This is a genomic window from Streptomyces tatrensis (assembly GCF_049310065.1).
Taxonomy (GTDB): domain Bacteria; phylum Actinomycetota; class Actinomycetes; order Streptomycetales; family Streptomycetaceae; genus Streptomyces.
Map to the genome: position 1 here is coordinate 5,504,713 of NZ_JBMDLB010000011.1, position 13,009 is coordinate 5,517,721.

Genomic DNA, 13,009 nt, shown 5'->3' on the forward strand with positions numbered 1-13,009 from the left:
GGGATTGACGGGGAGAGTTGGTCTAGACCAAGGTGTGCCGCATGTGGAGATCCCGTGCGGTTCTTGCCGCGCTCGCGTCGTTGTCGCTCACCGTTGGTGCCGCTCAGGCGGCCGGGGCCGTGGGGGCCGAGGATGGTGCCCCGGTTGCCGCTTCGGCCGCTGTCGCGGGGGCGCGGGCCGTCGGGCTGCCGCCCGTCGTGTCGCGCGTGCCGACCAGTGAGAAGGTCGTGTTCATCACCATCGACGACGGGTGGGCGCACGATCCCGCCGTCGCGCAGACGCTCGTCGAGCAGCGGGTGCCCGCTTCGCTGTTCCTGCTGCCGGGGGCGTTCTCGTACGACGCCCAGTACTTCACCAGGCTCGTCGCGCAGGGGAGGGCGGTGAACGTGGAGAACCACACCGTCAATCATGCTGATTTGACGACGCTCGACGCCGCGGGCAAGGACGCCGAGGTGTGCGGAGCCGGGGAGCAGGTCGCCGCGGCGTTCGGGCGGGAGCCGAAGCTGCTGCGGCCGCCGTACGGGACCGTCAACGACGACGTGCGGCTGGCCGCGAAGGCGTGCGGGGTCAAGGCGCTGATCACGTGGACGCACGACTTCACGACGTGGAGCGAGACGCCGGCCACGCCGCAGCTGAACGCCGGTGACATCGTGCTGCTGCACTTCACGCCGACGCTCGCTGCGGACCTGAAGCGGGCCCTGGACGCGGCGAAGGCCGCCGGGCTGAAGCCGGCGGCCCTGATGCCGCACCTGAAGAGTGCCGGGTTGGTGAAGTAGGGCCCGTAGGGGCTACAGCTCGCGGTGGAGCTTCGTGTTCGAGGCCTGGGCGCGGGGGCGGACCACCAGCAGGTCGATGTTGACGTGGCTGGGGCGGGTCACGGCCCAGGTGATGGTGTCGGCCACGTCGTCGGCGGAGAGGGGCTCGGCCACGCCGGCGTAGACCTTCTCCGCCCGCTCCGCGTCGCCGCGGAAGCGGGTCTTCGCGAACTCCTCGGTCTTGACCAGGCCGGGGGCGATCTCGATGACGCGGACGGGCTGGCCGACGATCTCCAGGCGGAGGGTCTCGGCGAGGACGCGGGCGCCGTTCTTGGCGGCCACGTAGCCGGCGCCGCCCTCGTACGTGGCGTGGCCGGCGGTGGAGGACAGGACGACCACCGTGCCGTCGCCGGAGGCGGTCAGGGCCGGGAGCAGGGCCTGGGTGACGTTGAGCGTGCCGATGACGTTGACCTCGTACATCGTGCGCCAGTCGGCGGGGTCGCCGGTGGCGACGGGGTCGGCTCCGATGGCGCCGCCGGCGTTGTTGACGAGCACGTCGCAGCGGTCGAGGGAGGCGGCGAGGGCGTCCACGGCGGCGCGGTCGGTGACGTCGAGGGCGTAGGCGGTCGCGGAGTGGCCGGACGCCGTGATCTCGGCGGCGAGGGCCTCGATGCGGTCCTTGCGGCGGGCGGTGAGGACGACGTGGTAGCCGGCCGCGGCGAGCTGCCGGGCGGTGGCCGCGCCGATGCCGCTGCTCGCGCCGGTGACTACGGCGGTTCGGGTGGCCGTGCTCATGCGGGCTCCTCGTGCGTTCGTGTGTTCGTACGGGTGGGTACTGGCCAGCATAGGCCGGTCGCCGCGCAGGTCACCGGCCGCGCGGGGCGTACATGATCACCGCCATGCCGGCGAGGCAGATCAGGGCGCCCGCGATGTCCCAGCGGTCGGGGCGGTAGCCGTCGGCGACGACGCCCCAGAGGAGGGATCCGGCGACGAAGACTCCGCCGTAGGCGGCGAGGACGCGGGCGAAGTCTCCTGTCGGCTGGAGGGTGGCGACGAACCCGTAGAGGCCGAGCGCGATGACGCCGACGCCGATCCAGGCCCAGCCCTTGTGCTCGCGGACGCCCTGCCAGACGAGCCAGGCGCCGCCGATCTCCAGGAGGGCGGCGAGGGCGAACAGGGCGGCGGAGCGGGCGATGAGCATGGCCGGAACCCTATGCGGAGCGAATGCGCGAGCGGGGGAGGAGGGCTCGCCCTCGTTCGTGTGATGGTCCGACCATCGGAGGGGTGGGAGGGCTAGCGTCCGCGCGTGGAGGTGGTCGCGGTGCGCCGAGGTGCCGTACGGAGTGTGGTGATGGCCGGGCTGCTGGTGCTGCTCGGCGGGCTGGGGAGCGGTGTGGGGAACGCCCGCGCCGGGGTTTGGACCGGGGCTGGAGCGGGGCCCGAGGCCGAGGCCGATGTGGCCTATCACGGGCGGGTCGCCCTGACCGCGGGCCGGCTGCGGATCCTGCTGGTCCCGGAGAACGAGGGGCCGTCGGCCCTGGTGAACGCGACCGTACGGCTGCGCCTGTCGGCCGATCTCGCGGACCGGCAGGAGCTGGCGGAGGGCTGCGCGCGGGCCGGGCTGCGCGAGGTGGTGTGCGAGACCGGGGAGCTGCCGCTGCACGGGCGGGGGCGGCACATCGGTCTGGCGCTGCGGCTGAAGGAGCCGGCCGCGGAGGTGGTGGTGCGGGTCGACACGTGGTGGAACGGCGGCGCGACCGACCGGAACCACGCCAACAACGAGCACGTGGTGCTGGCCCTGGACACGGGGGACACGTACGCGTTCTGATCCGGGATGGTCGTGCTGACCGGGCTGGCCGCGCTGGTCGGGTCAGCCGGGCTGGCCGCGCTGGTTGGGTCGGCGGGGCTGGCCGCGACCGGGCTGACCGGCCGGCCGCGGTGACCGGGTTGACCGCGGTGACCGGGCTGATCGCGCTGACCGCGCAAGACCGGGCTGATCCGTGCTGGTCGGGCCGACCGCGCAAGACCGGTCTGGCCGTGCCGGCCGCGCAAGACCGGGCTGGTCTATCCGGCCCGCCGGAGCCGTCGGGGTCGCATGTGTGCGGCCCCGCTCGCGTGTGTGGCTACGGGGTGCCGACGCCGCCGAATTCGGCCACGGCCTCGTCGACGATCCGTTCCAGCCGGGCGTGGTGGGCGCCGCGCCAGTAGACGCGTTCGCAGTCGGCGCACTGGGCGAAGACGTCGTACGAGCGCTGCGTGCCGCTCTCCAGCTTGTCGCCGACGCTGCCCTTGTCGGCCTCGCGCAGGGTGCCGTTGCACGCGGTGCAGCGGGTCCACGGCGCGAGGGCCGGGGCGAACCGGCCCAGGATGTCGCGGACCTGCTCGTCGGGGTTGGTGCTGTAGACGTACGCGCCGGCGAACAGCTCGCGGCGGCGCAGCAGTCCGCGGTCGCGGGAGAGCAGGACGCGCTGCTCGGCGGCGGAGCGGGTGGCCAGGGCCGGGTCGCCGATGTCCTCGCTCTCGTACGCCGCGTCCACGCCCAGCAGCCGCAGGCGGCGGGCGAGGGTGCCGAGGTGCACGTCGAGGAGGAAGCGCAGCGGGGTGTCCCCGGGGACGCCGGGGAGGCGCTGGGGGCGGTCGACGCCGAAGACCTCGACGGATTCGCCGGCCCGTGGCACGTGGGCGAGGGGCGTCTCGGCGCCGTCGACGAGGATCCGGCCGACTTCGGTGAGGGGGACGCCGGCCGATTCGACGACGTGGCCGAGGCTGGAGACGCCGTCGGTGGTGGTCGCCGCGCGTGCGGCGCGGCGCGCCGGCGCGGCGAACACGTGCAGTTCGGGGGCGAGGGTGAGCTGAATGCCGGGTCCGTTCACGGGGCCAGCATGCCATCGCGGGGCGCGGTCGGCCGCGGATTTACGGGGCCGCGCGCGCAGGTCCGTACGGCCGGGGGCCCGGGGCCCGGCTACGCGTCCATCGCCGCCGCGGTGGCGGCGTCGTGGAGCTCGCGGTGGGCGTTGACCTCGTCGAAGTGGTTCTCGGCCCACTCCTTCACGGAGCTGAGCAGGCAGCCGAGGTTGCCGCCGAGGTCGGTGAGCCGGTAGTCGACGCGGACGGGGACGGTGGGCGTGACGGTGCGGGCGACGAGCCCGTCGCGCTCCAGGGAGCGCAGGGTCTGGGTCAGCATCTTCTGGCTGACGCCGGGGATCCTGCGGCCGAGCTCGCTGTAGCGCATGGTCCGGTCCTCGGCCTGGGCGAGCGCGCTGACGATGAGGCCGACCCACTTGTCGCTGATGCGGGCCAGGAGCTGGCTGGTGGGGCACTCCTTGAGGAAGGCGTCGTAGGCCTCGCGGGCCTCTTCGCGGCGGGCCTCGGCGGTACGGGTGGCCATGGGTGCCCCACTTCCGGGTCGGGTACGCACTCGCAGGTGCGTACTTACGATTCGAGAGTAACTCTCCCTAGGTTAGTTCTCACCGGGAACACCGGAAAGAACGAACGAGTGAGCGAACCTGCGGAAGAGGCGATGGCGATGACCAGCACCACCACCACCAGCAACACCGGCCCGACGACGATGGTTGCGGCCGTCGCCGAAGGCTTCGGCGGCCCCGAGCAGATCGAGGTCGTACGGGTGCCGGTCCCGCAGCCGGGCGCCGGGCAGGTCCGCGTACGGGTCCGGGCGGCCGGCCTGAACCCGGTCGACGGCGCGGTACGGGCCGGGGTCTTCGGCGGCGAGGGGCAGCGGCTCGGCTTCGGCTGGGACGTGGCGGGCGAGATCGACGAGCTCGGCGCGGACGTGGACGGCTGGGCGGTGTCCGACCGGGTGGTCGGCCTGCACTACGGGCCGGTCAAGCCGCTCGGTACGCACGCGGAGTACGCGGTGCTCGACGCGTCGGCGCTCGCTGCGGCCCCGGCCTCGGTCGACCAGGTGACGGCGGCGGCGCTGCCGCTGAGCGGCCTGACCGCGGCCCGCGCGGTGGACCTGCTGGAACTGCCGGCCGGGGCCACGGTCCTGGTCACCGGCGCGGCGGGGGCGGTCGGCGGGCTCGCGGTCCAGCTGGCGGCGCGGGCCGGCTACGTGGTGACGGCCCTGGCGGGCGCCGATGACGAGGCGCTCGTACGGTCCCTGGGCGCGGCCCACTTCGTCCCGCGCGGCGGGGCTCCGGCCGCGGCCGTGGACGGCGTCGTGGACACGGCCGTCCTCGGCGGACCGGCCCTGGCCTTCGTCCGCGACGGCGGCTCCTACGTCGGCCTGATCCCCCACGCGGCCCCGGCCGCGGAGCGGGGCGTCCGCGTGGTGGAGCAGGAGGTGGCGGCGGACGGCGCGCACCTGGCCCGCCTGGTGTCGCTGGTCGACGCGGGGGAGCTGACGCTCAGGGTGGCGCGCACCTTCCCCCTGGCGGAGGCCACCAAGGCCCACGCCCACCTCGCGGACCCGGGCACGCGCGGCCGCATCGTCCTGACGGCCTGAGGCCGCGCGCCGGCAGAGGCCTCGCCCCTGGCAGCAGAGGCCTCGCCCCGGCAGCAGGGGCCGGCCCCGGCGCCGCACTGTGCAGCGCCGGGGCCGGGACCCGCCAGGAGTGCAGGACCTCTTTAGTACAGGCCCTTGTAGATCTGCCAGCCGGTGGCGACCTTCACGCGGCTGCCGAAGGTGCCCTTGCCGGTGCCGGGGATGCGCCAGATGACGCCGGAGGTGTCGCGGGCCAGCAGGTCGGCGCGGCCGTCGCCGTTCAGGTCACCTGCGGCGACGACGGAGTTGTAGGTCGTGCCCCAGCTGTCGGAGAGCTTCACGGGCGCGCTGAAGGTGCCCTTGCTGCTGCCGTTCATGCGCCACAGCCGGTTGTCCTTGTCCTGGAGGATCAGGTCGCCGAACCGGTCGCCGTTGAGGTCGCCGGCGCCGAGGATCTTCTTGTAGCCCTTGTACGAACCGGGAATCTGCACGCGCGACTCGAAGCCACCGTTGTACTGGGCGCGGGCGTACCGGTACAGGGCGCCGGTCGAGGCGTTGCGGGCGACGAGTTCGGCCGGGCCGCCACCGGCGACGTCGCCGGGGGAGGTCAGTACGTCGTACTGGTTCCAGCCGCCGCCGATGAGCTTGTTGGCGGTCTTCGGCGTGACGGTCTTGCCGCAGGCGGGGGTGTAACGGCGGAGCTCGCCCTGGGAGTTGCGGACCAGCACGTCGTTGCAGCGGTCGGTGTCCGCGTCCTTGACCGGGACGGGCAGGGTGCCGGCGGGCCAGCCGTAGCCGGTTGCGGTGCCCTTGAAGGCGCCCGTGGCGCGGTCCCCGAAGATCGAGCGGAGGCCGCCGCCGGCGGTCAGGACGAACGCGTCGCCGGTGCCGTCGGGCAGGCCGGCGGCGCTGCCCTGGTCGCGGAGGGGGGCGGTCCCGTTGACGACGGTGACCGTGCCGAAGGCCAGGGTCCGCACGCTGGTGTCACCGGTCATCGGCGTTGCCGTGAGGGTCCACGTCACCGGGCCGTTGGGGGCGGCGACGGAGGTGTTGTGGTTCTCCTTCCCGCGCCAGTGCAGGTAGGGGGTCAGCGTCGCGCCGCCCGAGTAGCTGCCCCGGAAGGTCCCGGTCGCCTCGGTGAAGGTCACGGTCCAGGAGGAGACGGGGCGGCTGAGCGGCCACGACGCGCTCCAGGGGACGCCCATGTGGTCGTACACGGCCGGGGTGGTGGAGCTGACGACGGTCAGCGGCGCGTCCGTGGTGTGCGCGCTCATCAGGCCGGCGCCTCCTTCGCCGCCCCGGTCCCAGACGGCGGTGGCGCTGCCGCCCGGGCCGGCGGCGATCATGCCCTCGACGTGGTCGGCGCTGGAGTTCCAGAGCCTGGAGCTGCCGCTCCACACGCCGTCCTTGAGGCGCGCCGTGCGCATCTCCCAGTTGTTCTGTGCCCAGGTCAGCCAGATGGTGCCGTCCTTGCCCAGGGACACGTCGTGGTCGTCGAGGTTGACCGTGTGGTCCTTGGTGGAGACGGTGGCGACGGCGGACCAGCTGCGGTCGGTGTGGTCCAGGGTGGCGGAGCGGATGCGGCCCTTGAAGGCCTCCGGGCCGCCGTTCCAGACCAGGGTCACGTCGCCGTCGGGCTCGATCAGCGGCTCGGGGGTCTCCCGCAGGTGCGCGCCGATGGTCAGCGGCTCCGCCGCGCTCCAGGCCGCGGACACGTCGGCGGTGGTCGCGGTGCGCAGCAGCCGGTCGCCCTGCGCGGGGCGCGGCTCGGACCAGGTCAGGCCCACGGTGCCGGCGGCCGAGGTGGCCAGGGCGGGCTCGCCCAGTTCGGTGGCGGCGGACTCGGCGGCGGCGGCGGGCCGCGTCCAGGCGGAGGCGCCGGCCGGCAGCGTGGACGTACGGACGCTGGAGCCGCCGTCCTCGGTCTGCTGGCGGAAGGCGACCACGGGGGTGCCCTTGGCGTCCACGGCGGCCTGAGGGCGCTCGGCCCCGGCGTCGCCGTCCCCGGCGGCCTGGCTGACCTGGGCCGGTGCGGACCAGGCGCCGGCGGCGGAGTGGGTGGCGGCCCAGACCGAGGACTCGGTGCCGTCCGGCCTGCGCTGCTGCCAGGTGACGGCGAGCGTGCCGTCCGGGCCGGCGGCCAGGTCGGGCTCGGACGGGCGGCGGTTCTGGTCCGTGTCGAGCAGGACGATGGGCGCCGACCACGCGCCCTTGTCGAGGGTGGCGGTGACGACCCGGCCCGGGGTCTTGTACGCGTTCTCGCCGCGGCTGCTCTCCGGGTAGTCGACCCAGGCGGCGACCACCTTGTCCCCGACGACCGTGAGCCGCCCCTGGCCGGCGACCGGCGCGGTCACGGACAGCAGCGCCGGCGTTCCCCAGGTCTCGCTGCCGACCGGGCGGACCGCCGCGTACAGGGCGGTGTTGACGTTCTCGTCGTGCAGCAGGCGGCTGAAGAGGACGATGCTGGTGCCGTCGTCGGTCTGCACCACCGCCTGGGTGTGGCTGTCGATCAACCCCTTGGTGACGCTGGTTCCCGGGGTCCACGCGGGCAGGTCCGCTGCGTGGGCGGTGCCGGCCAGCGCCGGGGCGGTGCCGGCCACGACGGCGGCGACGACCAGCGCGGACAGGCCGCGGCGGCGCGGACGGCGCGCGGGACGGACGGAAGCAGGCAGGTGCACGAATTCCCCCAGGGCGAACGACGGTTGCTCGCAGGGGAGACACGCGAAGACCCCGCCGGGTTGTACGGCCGGGGCGACTACCTGCGCCGAGACCGCAAAGCCCTCGCGGAGGGCCGCCCGCCGGGAGGGAAAGGCCGGATCAGGGCCAGACGAGGCAGTACGGCTGGTGCCCCGCCTCGTGGAGGCGGTGGCTGAAGTCCTGCCACTCGTGGAGCAGCTGGTAGACGTTGAAGGCGTCGCGGGGGCCGCCGCGGTCGGGGACCGTGGACCAGATGAAGGCAGCGGCGCCGACCGACTCCTCGCCGATGCCGCGCAGCGGGTCGACGACGGTCATCGGGAGCTTCACGACGGCGTAGTCGGGGTGGAGGACGACCAGCTCCAGCGGGGGCACCTTGTGCAGGGGTATGCCCTCGATGCCGGTCAGGACCATCGCTGCGACGGTTTCTGGCTTGATCTTGGTGAACATGCCGCCCATGCCGAGCTCGTCGCCGCCGAGCTCCTCCGGCCGCATCGTCACCGGGACGCGCGCGGCCGTGGCCCCGTCGGGGGCGCCGAAGTACTTGTACGTCACACCCATGCCGCGGCCCCTGGGGAGGCCGTCGGGGTCCTGAGTGGGGCCCGGTACGTGTTCTGCCGCGTCCGTGGCACGACGGCGGTGCTTGCCGCGGCGACGTTCCCGGGCGCGCTGCGGGTCCAGGCCGTCCGTGCCCTCGCCCGGTCCACCACCGCGTTGCATATCTCCACCCGACGTGTCTTGCCTGCCCCGGCCCCGTGACCCCCGCCACGCAGCCTGATCATCATGGCAGTGACCTCCCCCGGGGCGGCGCGGTGAAACGCCCGTCCGCAAGTCAGTCGCGGCCTGATGAGACCATGGCTGGTGTGAGCTACCCGTACCCGTATGAAGCCAAAGTCTCGCAGACTCTCTTTGACCGCGCGTCCCTCGTGACGCCTGGCGGCGTGAACTCTCCCGTGCGCGCCTTCCGCGCCGTGGGCGGAACGCCCAGGTTCATGGTGTCCGGTACCGGTCCGTACCTGACCGATGCCGACGGGCGCGAGTACGTCGACCTGGTCTGCTCGTGGGGGCCGATGATCCTCGGCCACGCCCACCCGGCCGTGGTGGAGGCCATCCAGGCCGCCGTCGTCCGCGGCACCTCCTTCGGCACGCCCGGTGAGGGCGAGGTCGCGCTCGCCGAGGAGATCGTCGCGCGGATCGAGCCCGTTGAGCAGGTGCGTCTGGTGTCCTCCGGGACCGAGGCGACCATGTCCGCGATCCGCCTCGCCCGCGGGTTCACCGGCCGCGCCAAGATCGTGAAGTTCGCCGGCTGCTACCACGGGCACGTGGACTCGCTGCTGGCCGCGGCCGGCTCCGGGCTCGCGACCTTCGCGCTGCCGGACACCCCGGGGGTGACGGGCGCGCAGGCCGGGGACACGATCGTGCTCCCGTACAACGATCTGGAATCGGTCCGTGCGGCCTTCGCCGCGCACCCCGGCGAGATCGCCTGTGTGATCACCGAGGCCGCGCCCGGCAACATGGGCGTCGTGCCCCCGGGGGAGGGCTTCAACCAGGGGCTCGCCGACCTGTGCCGGGCGAACGGCGCCCTGTACATCTCCGACGAGGTCATGACGGGTTTCCGTACCTCGCGCGCCGGCTGGTACGGCGTGGACGGGGTCAAGCCCGACCTGATGACCTTCGGCAAGGTCATGGGCGGCGGCTTCCCGGCGGCGGCGTTCGGCGGCCGTGCGGACGTCATGGGCCACCTGGCGCCCGCGGGTCCCGTCTACCAGGCGGGCACGCTGTCCGGTAACCCGATCGCGACGGCCGCGGGTCTGGCGCAGCTGCGGCTGCTGGACGGGGCGGCGTACGAGAAGGTCGACGCCGTGTCGCTCCAGATCCAGGGGCTGGTCACGGAGGCGCTCACCAAGGAGGGCGTCGCGCACCGGCTGCAGACCGCCTCCAACATGTTCTCCGTGTTCTTCACCGAGGACGAGGTCCGCAACTACGACGACGCGAAGAAGCAGGAGGCCTTCCGCTTCAACGGCTTCTTCCACTCGATGCTGGCGCAGGGCGTCTACCTGCCGCCGTCGGCGTTCGAGTCGTGGTTCGTGTCCACCTCCCACGACGACAAGGCGATCGAGCGCATCGCGGCCGCCCTGCCGGCCGCCGCCCGGGCCGCCGCGGAGGCCACCGCATGAGCGCCGGGGCGGGCGCCGGGGCGGGCACCGGAGCCGGTGCCCCCGCCGGGGGCAACGAGATCACCGTCGTCCACGTGGTCCGCCACGGCGAGGTGCACAACCCGGACGGGGTGTTGTACGGCCGCCGTGCCGGGTACCACCTCTCCGAGCTGGGCCGCAAGATGGCGGACCGGGTCGCGGAGCACCTGGAGAACCGGGACGTGACGTACGTCGTGGCCTCCCCGCTGGAGCGGGCCCAGGAGACGGCGGCGCCGATCGCGAAGTCGCACGGGCTGGAACTGGCGACCGACGGCCGCCTCCTGGAGGCGGGCAACGTCTTCGAGGGCAAGACCTTCGGAGTCGGGGACGGCGCGCTGCGCAGGCCCGAGAACTGGAAGCACCTGACGAACCCGTTCAAGCCGTCCTGGGGCGAGCCGTACGTCGAGCAGGTCGTGCGGATGATGAGCGCGATCGAGTCCGCCCGTGACGCGGCCCGCGGCCACGAGGCGGTGGCGGTCAGCCACCAGCTGCCGATCTGGATCGTACGGAGCTTCGCGGAGAAGCGGCGGCTGTGGCACGACCCGCGCCGCCGCCAGTGCACGCTGGCCTCGCTGACCTCGTTCACGTACCAGGGCGACCGGCTGGTGTCGGTGGGCTACAGCGAGCCGGCCCGGGACCTGGTCCCGGCGCACCTCCTCGCGGGGGCGAAGCCGGTGAAGGGCAAGTCCAAGGCGTTCGGGGCGTAAGCCCCGGCAGGGGCGTAAGCCCCGGCCGTGCGGTAGGGATTGCCGGGCCTGGCCCCCTCGGGGGGTCGGGCCCGGAGTCGTGAGACCAGGACCCACCCGCCTGGAAGCAAGCGCAGCCCGCCCCGAGGCGCAACCCCTCGTGCGGTGCCCGTTTGGTCAAGACTCTGCCTAATTTCATACAAGTTGCGGGACCTGGTCGTGTCGCCTCTGGACATCATTGAAATGTCCGTTTGTATGCATTACATGAGCGATATGCGCGGCTTCAGCCGAAGGGGAGTACTCGGGCTCGGACTTGGAGCCGCCGCGGCGGCCGGCATCGCCGGCTGCAACGTCGGCGGTCCGTCCGGTACGGGCAACCCCGGCCCTGCCAACCCGACGGGCGCCGCCCCGCCCGCCGGCCCGGTGGTCAAGCCCATCGGCGACGGGTCCACCGCCGACACCGGGCCGCAGCCGCACCAGCCGGTCGCCCCCGTACCCCTCCAGCCGGGCGAGACCCCGCCCCAGTTCGTGGTGTTCAGCTGGGACGGCGCGGGCGAGATCGGCAACGGCCTCTTCCCCCGCTTCCTCAAGCTCGCCAAGGACCACGGCGCGGCCATGACCTTCTTCCTCTCCGGCATCTACCTCCTGCCCGAGTCGAAGAAGCACCTCTATCGCCCGCCGAAGAACCCCGTCGGCGCCTCCGACATCGGGTACCTCAAGGACGAGAACGTCCGCAACACCCTCAAGTACGTGCGCGAGGCCTGGCTCGACGGCCACGAGATAGGCACCCACTTCAACGGGCACTTCTGCGGCGGCTCCGGCTCGGTCGGCAAGTGGACCCCCGAGGACTGGCGGAGCGAGATCGACCAGGCCGTGTCCTTCGTCACCAACTGGCGCACCAACACCGGCTGGACCGACCTCAAGCCGCTGCCCTTCGACTACCGCAAGGAGCTCGTCGGCGCCCGCACCCCCTGCCTGCTCGGCCAGGACAACCTGCTGCCCACCGCCCAGAAGCTGGGCTGGCGCTACGACTCCAGCTCGCCCGGCGGCCTCCAGCAGTGGCCGGTCAAGCGCGGGGGCCTGTGGGACCTGCCGCTGCAGTCGCTCCCGTTCCCCGGGCACTCCTTCGAGGTGCTGTCGATGGACTACAACATCCTCGCCAACCAGTCCAAGAACACCACCAAGGGCGTCCCGTCCAACTACCCGGCCTGGTGCACCCAGGCCACCGGCGCCTACCTGGGCGGCTTCAAGCGGGCCTATGAGAGCAACCGCGCGCCCCTCTTCATCGGCAACCACTTCGAGGAGTGGAACGGCGGCATCTACATGGACGCCGTCGAGGAGTCCCTCAAGGGCGTGGCGGACAAAAAGGACGTACGCCTCGTATCCTTCCGGCAGTTCACCGACTGGCTGGACGTCCAGGACCCGAAGGTTCTGGCCAAACTGCGCACGCTCGGCCCCGGCCGGGCGCCGACCGGTGGCTGGGGCACGTATCTCACGGCGGCCTGACCTGCTCCGGGTCCGCGCCTGACCAGCGGATTGGCAGACCCCCCGGGGGGTGCGGAAGATCCGCAAAGCGCACATGCGAAACTTTTCACATGAGCCTTAGCCGCGCCCCCCGCCGCAGCCGCTCGACCAGCGGCCGCGCCATCCTGCTGACCGCGGTGACCCTCGCCGGCGCACTCACCCTCACGGCGTGCGGCGATGAGAACGGCGGCAGCAAATCCTCCGGTTCCGCCGGAGGCAACTACGTGACGGGGACCAGCGGCATCTCCACCGTCGCCCGGGGCGAGCGCGTCGACGCCCCCAAGCTCGACGGCGAGACCGTCGACGGCGGGACCCTGGACACCACCACCCTCAAGGGCAAGGTCGTCGTCCTCAACGTCTGGGGCTCCTGGTGTCCGCCGTGCCGGGCCGAGGCCCCGTCCTTCGCGAAGGTCGCCAAGGAGATGGAAGAGGCCGGGCAGCCCGTCGCCTTCGTCGGCATCAACACCCGCGACAACACCAAGCAGAACGCCGCCTCCTTCGAAGAGACCTACGGGATCACCTACCCGAGCCTCTTCGACCCGAACGGCAAACTGATGCTCCGGTTCCCCAAGGGCACGCTGAACCCGAACGCGATCCCCTCCACGATCGTCCTCGACAAGGACGGGAAGATCGCCTCCCGCACCCTGGCCGCCGTCAGCGAGACGAAGCTGCGCTCGATGATCGACCCGCTCCTCACGGAGAAGTGACCTC

General features: G+C 72.8%; 13 protein-coding genes. 7 read left to right on the forward strand and 6 right to left on the reverse strand.

Features of this window, described 5'->3' with window-relative positions; all coding sequences use genetic code 11:
- Positions 1-41 precede the first annotated feature (41 nt).
- Positions 42-776 carry a polysaccharide deacetylase family protein gene (locus ACODT5_RS41030; RefSeq protein ID WP_422524056.1) on the forward strand — a complete coding sequence of 245 codons (735 nt, stop codon included), beginning with the start codon at positions 42-44 and terminating at the stop codon, positions 774-776.
- Positions 777-788: 12 nt separating this feature from the next.
- Here ACODT5_RS41030 and ACODT5_RS41035 read toward each other — a convergent pair whose 3' ends face one another.
- Together ACODT5_RS41035 and ACODT5_RS41040 are read right to left on the reverse strand one after the other, a co-directional pair.
- Positions 789-1,550: an SDR family NAD(P)-dependent oxidoreductase gene (locus ACODT5_RS41035; protein WP_422524057.1), complete on the reverse strand. Its 762-nt coding sequence runs from the start codon at positions 1,548-1,550 to the stop codon at positions 789-791.
- Positions 1,551-1,620: 70 nt separating this feature from the next.
- Positions 1,621-1,956, reverse strand: a complete 336-nt coding sequence (locus ACODT5_RS41040) for a YnfA family protein (protein ID WP_407837815.1) — start codon at positions 1,954-1,956, stop codon at positions 1,621-1,623.
- A 105-nt stretch (positions 1,957-2,061) separates the two neighbouring features.
- Here ACODT5_RS41040 and ACODT5_RS41045 point away from each other — a divergent pair, with 105 nt between their 5' ends.
- Positions 2,062-2,583, forward strand: a complete 522-nt coding sequence (locus ACODT5_RS41045; protein WP_422524058.1) for a hypothetical protein — start codon at positions 2,062-2,064, stop codon at positions 2,581-2,583.
- A gap of 295 nt (positions 2,584-2,878) precedes the next feature.
- Here ACODT5_RS41045 and ACODT5_RS41050 read toward each other — a convergent pair whose 3' ends face one another.
- A complete protein-coding gene (locus ACODT5_RS41050; protein ID WP_422524059.1) occupies positions 2,879-3,628 on the reverse strand; it encodes a Mut7-C RNAse domain-containing protein in 750 nt (249 codons plus the stop codon).
- An 89-nt stretch (positions 3,629-3,717) separates the two neighbouring features.
- Positions 3,718-4,143: a winged helix-turn-helix transcriptional regulator gene (locus ACODT5_RS41055; protein ID WP_385373712.1), complete on the reverse strand. Its 426-nt coding sequence runs from the start codon at positions 4,141-4,143 to the stop codon at positions 3,718-3,720.
- Between the two features lie 180 nt (positions 4,144-4,323).
- Here ACODT5_RS41055 and ACODT5_RS41060 point away from each other — a divergent pair, with 180 nt between their 5' ends.
- The gene (locus tag ACODT5_RS41060; RefSeq protein WP_422525186.1) at positions 4,324-5,220 is read left to right on the forward strand and encodes an NADP-dependent oxidoreductase; all 897 of its coding nucleotides are present in this window, start codon (positions 4,324-4,326) and stop codon (positions 5,218-5,220) included.
- 122 nt (positions 5,221-5,342) lie between these two features.
- Here ACODT5_RS41060 and ACODT5_RS41065 read toward each other — a convergent pair whose 3' ends face one another.
- Complete coding sequence (locus ACODT5_RS41065; RefSeq protein ID WP_422524060.1) at positions 5,343-7,877, reverse strand: FG-GAP-like repeat-containing protein; 2,535 nt, start codon at positions 7,875-7,877, stop codon at positions 5,343-5,345.
- Positions 7,878-8,016: 139 nt separating this feature from the next.
- A complete protein-coding gene (locus ACODT5_RS41070; protein WP_008738524.1) occupies positions 8,017-8,454 on the reverse strand; it encodes a hypothetical protein in 438 nt (145 codons plus the stop codon).
- A gap of 293 nt (positions 8,455-8,747) precedes the next feature.
- Here ACODT5_RS41070 and hemL point away from each other — a divergent pair, with 293 nt between their 5' ends.
- The 4 genes from hemL (at position 8,748) to ACODT5_RS41090 (ending at position 13,005) form a co-directional block, all read left to right on the forward strand.
- Complete coding sequence (hemL, locus tag ACODT5_RS41075; RefSeq protein ID WP_422524061.1) at positions 8,748-10,070, forward strand: glutamate-1-semialdehyde 2,1-aminomutase; 1,323 nt, start codon at positions 8,748-8,750, stop codon at positions 10,068-10,070.
- Positions 10,067-10,795 carry a histidine phosphatase family protein gene (locus tag ACODT5_RS41080; protein WP_422524062.1) on the forward strand — a complete coding sequence of 243 codons (729 nt, stop codon included), beginning with the start codon at positions 10,067-10,069 and terminating at the stop codon, positions 10,793-10,795. The genes hemL and ACODT5_RS41080 overlap by 4 nt, the downstream gene beginning before the upstream one ends.
- Positions 10,796-11,047: 252 nt before the next feature.
- Positions 11,048-12,280, forward strand: a complete 1,233-nt coding sequence (locus ACODT5_RS41085; RefSeq protein WP_422525187.1) for a polysaccharide deacetylase family protein — start codon at positions 11,048-11,050, stop codon at positions 12,278-12,280.
- 89 nt (positions 12,281-12,369) lie between these two features.
- Positions 12,370-13,005 carry a TlpA family protein disulfide reductase gene (locus ACODT5_RS41090; RefSeq protein WP_422524063.1) on the forward strand — a complete coding sequence of 212 codons (636 nt, stop codon included), beginning with the start codon at positions 12,370-12,372 and terminating at the stop codon, positions 13,003-13,005.
- Positions 13,006-13,009 lie beyond the last annotated feature (4 nt).

What these genes read in the sequence shown, in the direction of transcription:
- ACODT5_RS41030 (WP_422524056.1), top strand. Translation starts at nt 42, where the DNA reads ATGTGGAGATCCCGTGCGGTTCTTGCCGCGCTCGCGTCGTTGTCGCTC.
- ACODT5_RS41035 (WP_422524057.1), bottom strand. Translation starts at nt 1,550, where the DNA reads ATGAGCACGGCCACCCGAACCGCCGTAGTCACCGGCGCGAGCAGCGGC.
- ACODT5_RS41040 (WP_407837815.1), bottom strand. Translation starts at nt 1,956, where the DNA reads ATGCTCATCGCCCGCTCCGCCGCCCTGTTCGCCCTCGCCGCCCTCCTG.
- ACODT5_RS41055 (WP_385373712.1), bottom strand. Translation starts at nt 4,143, where the DNA reads ATGGCCACCCGTACCGCCGAGGCCCGCCGCGAAGAGGCCCGCGAGGCC.
- ACODT5_RS41060 (WP_422525186.1), top strand. Translation starts at nt 4,324, where the DNA reads ATGGTTGCGGCCGTCGCCGAAGGCTTCGGCGGCCCCGAGCAGATCGAG.
- ACODT5_RS41070 (WP_008738524.1), bottom strand. Translation starts at nt 8,454, where the DNA reads ATGGGTGTGACGTACAAGTACTTCGGCGCCCCCGACGGGGCCACGGCC.
- hemL (WP_422524061.1), top strand. Translation starts at nt 8,748, where the DNA reads ATGGCTGGTGTGAGCTACCCGTACCCGTATGAAGCCAAAGTCTCGCAG.
- ACODT5_RS41080 (WP_422524062.1), top strand. Translation starts at nt 10,067, where the DNA reads ATGAGCGCCGGGGCGGGCGCCGGGGCGGGCACCGGAGCCGGTGCCCCC.
- ACODT5_RS41085 (WP_422525187.1), top strand. Translation starts at nt 11,048, where the DNA reads ATGCGCGGCTTCAGCCGAAGGGGAGTACTCGGGCTCGGACTTGGAGCC.
- ACODT5_RS41090 (WP_422524063.1), top strand. Translation starts at nt 12,370, where the DNA reads ATGAGCCTTAGCCGCGCCCCCCGCCGCAGCCGCTCGACCAGCGGCCGC.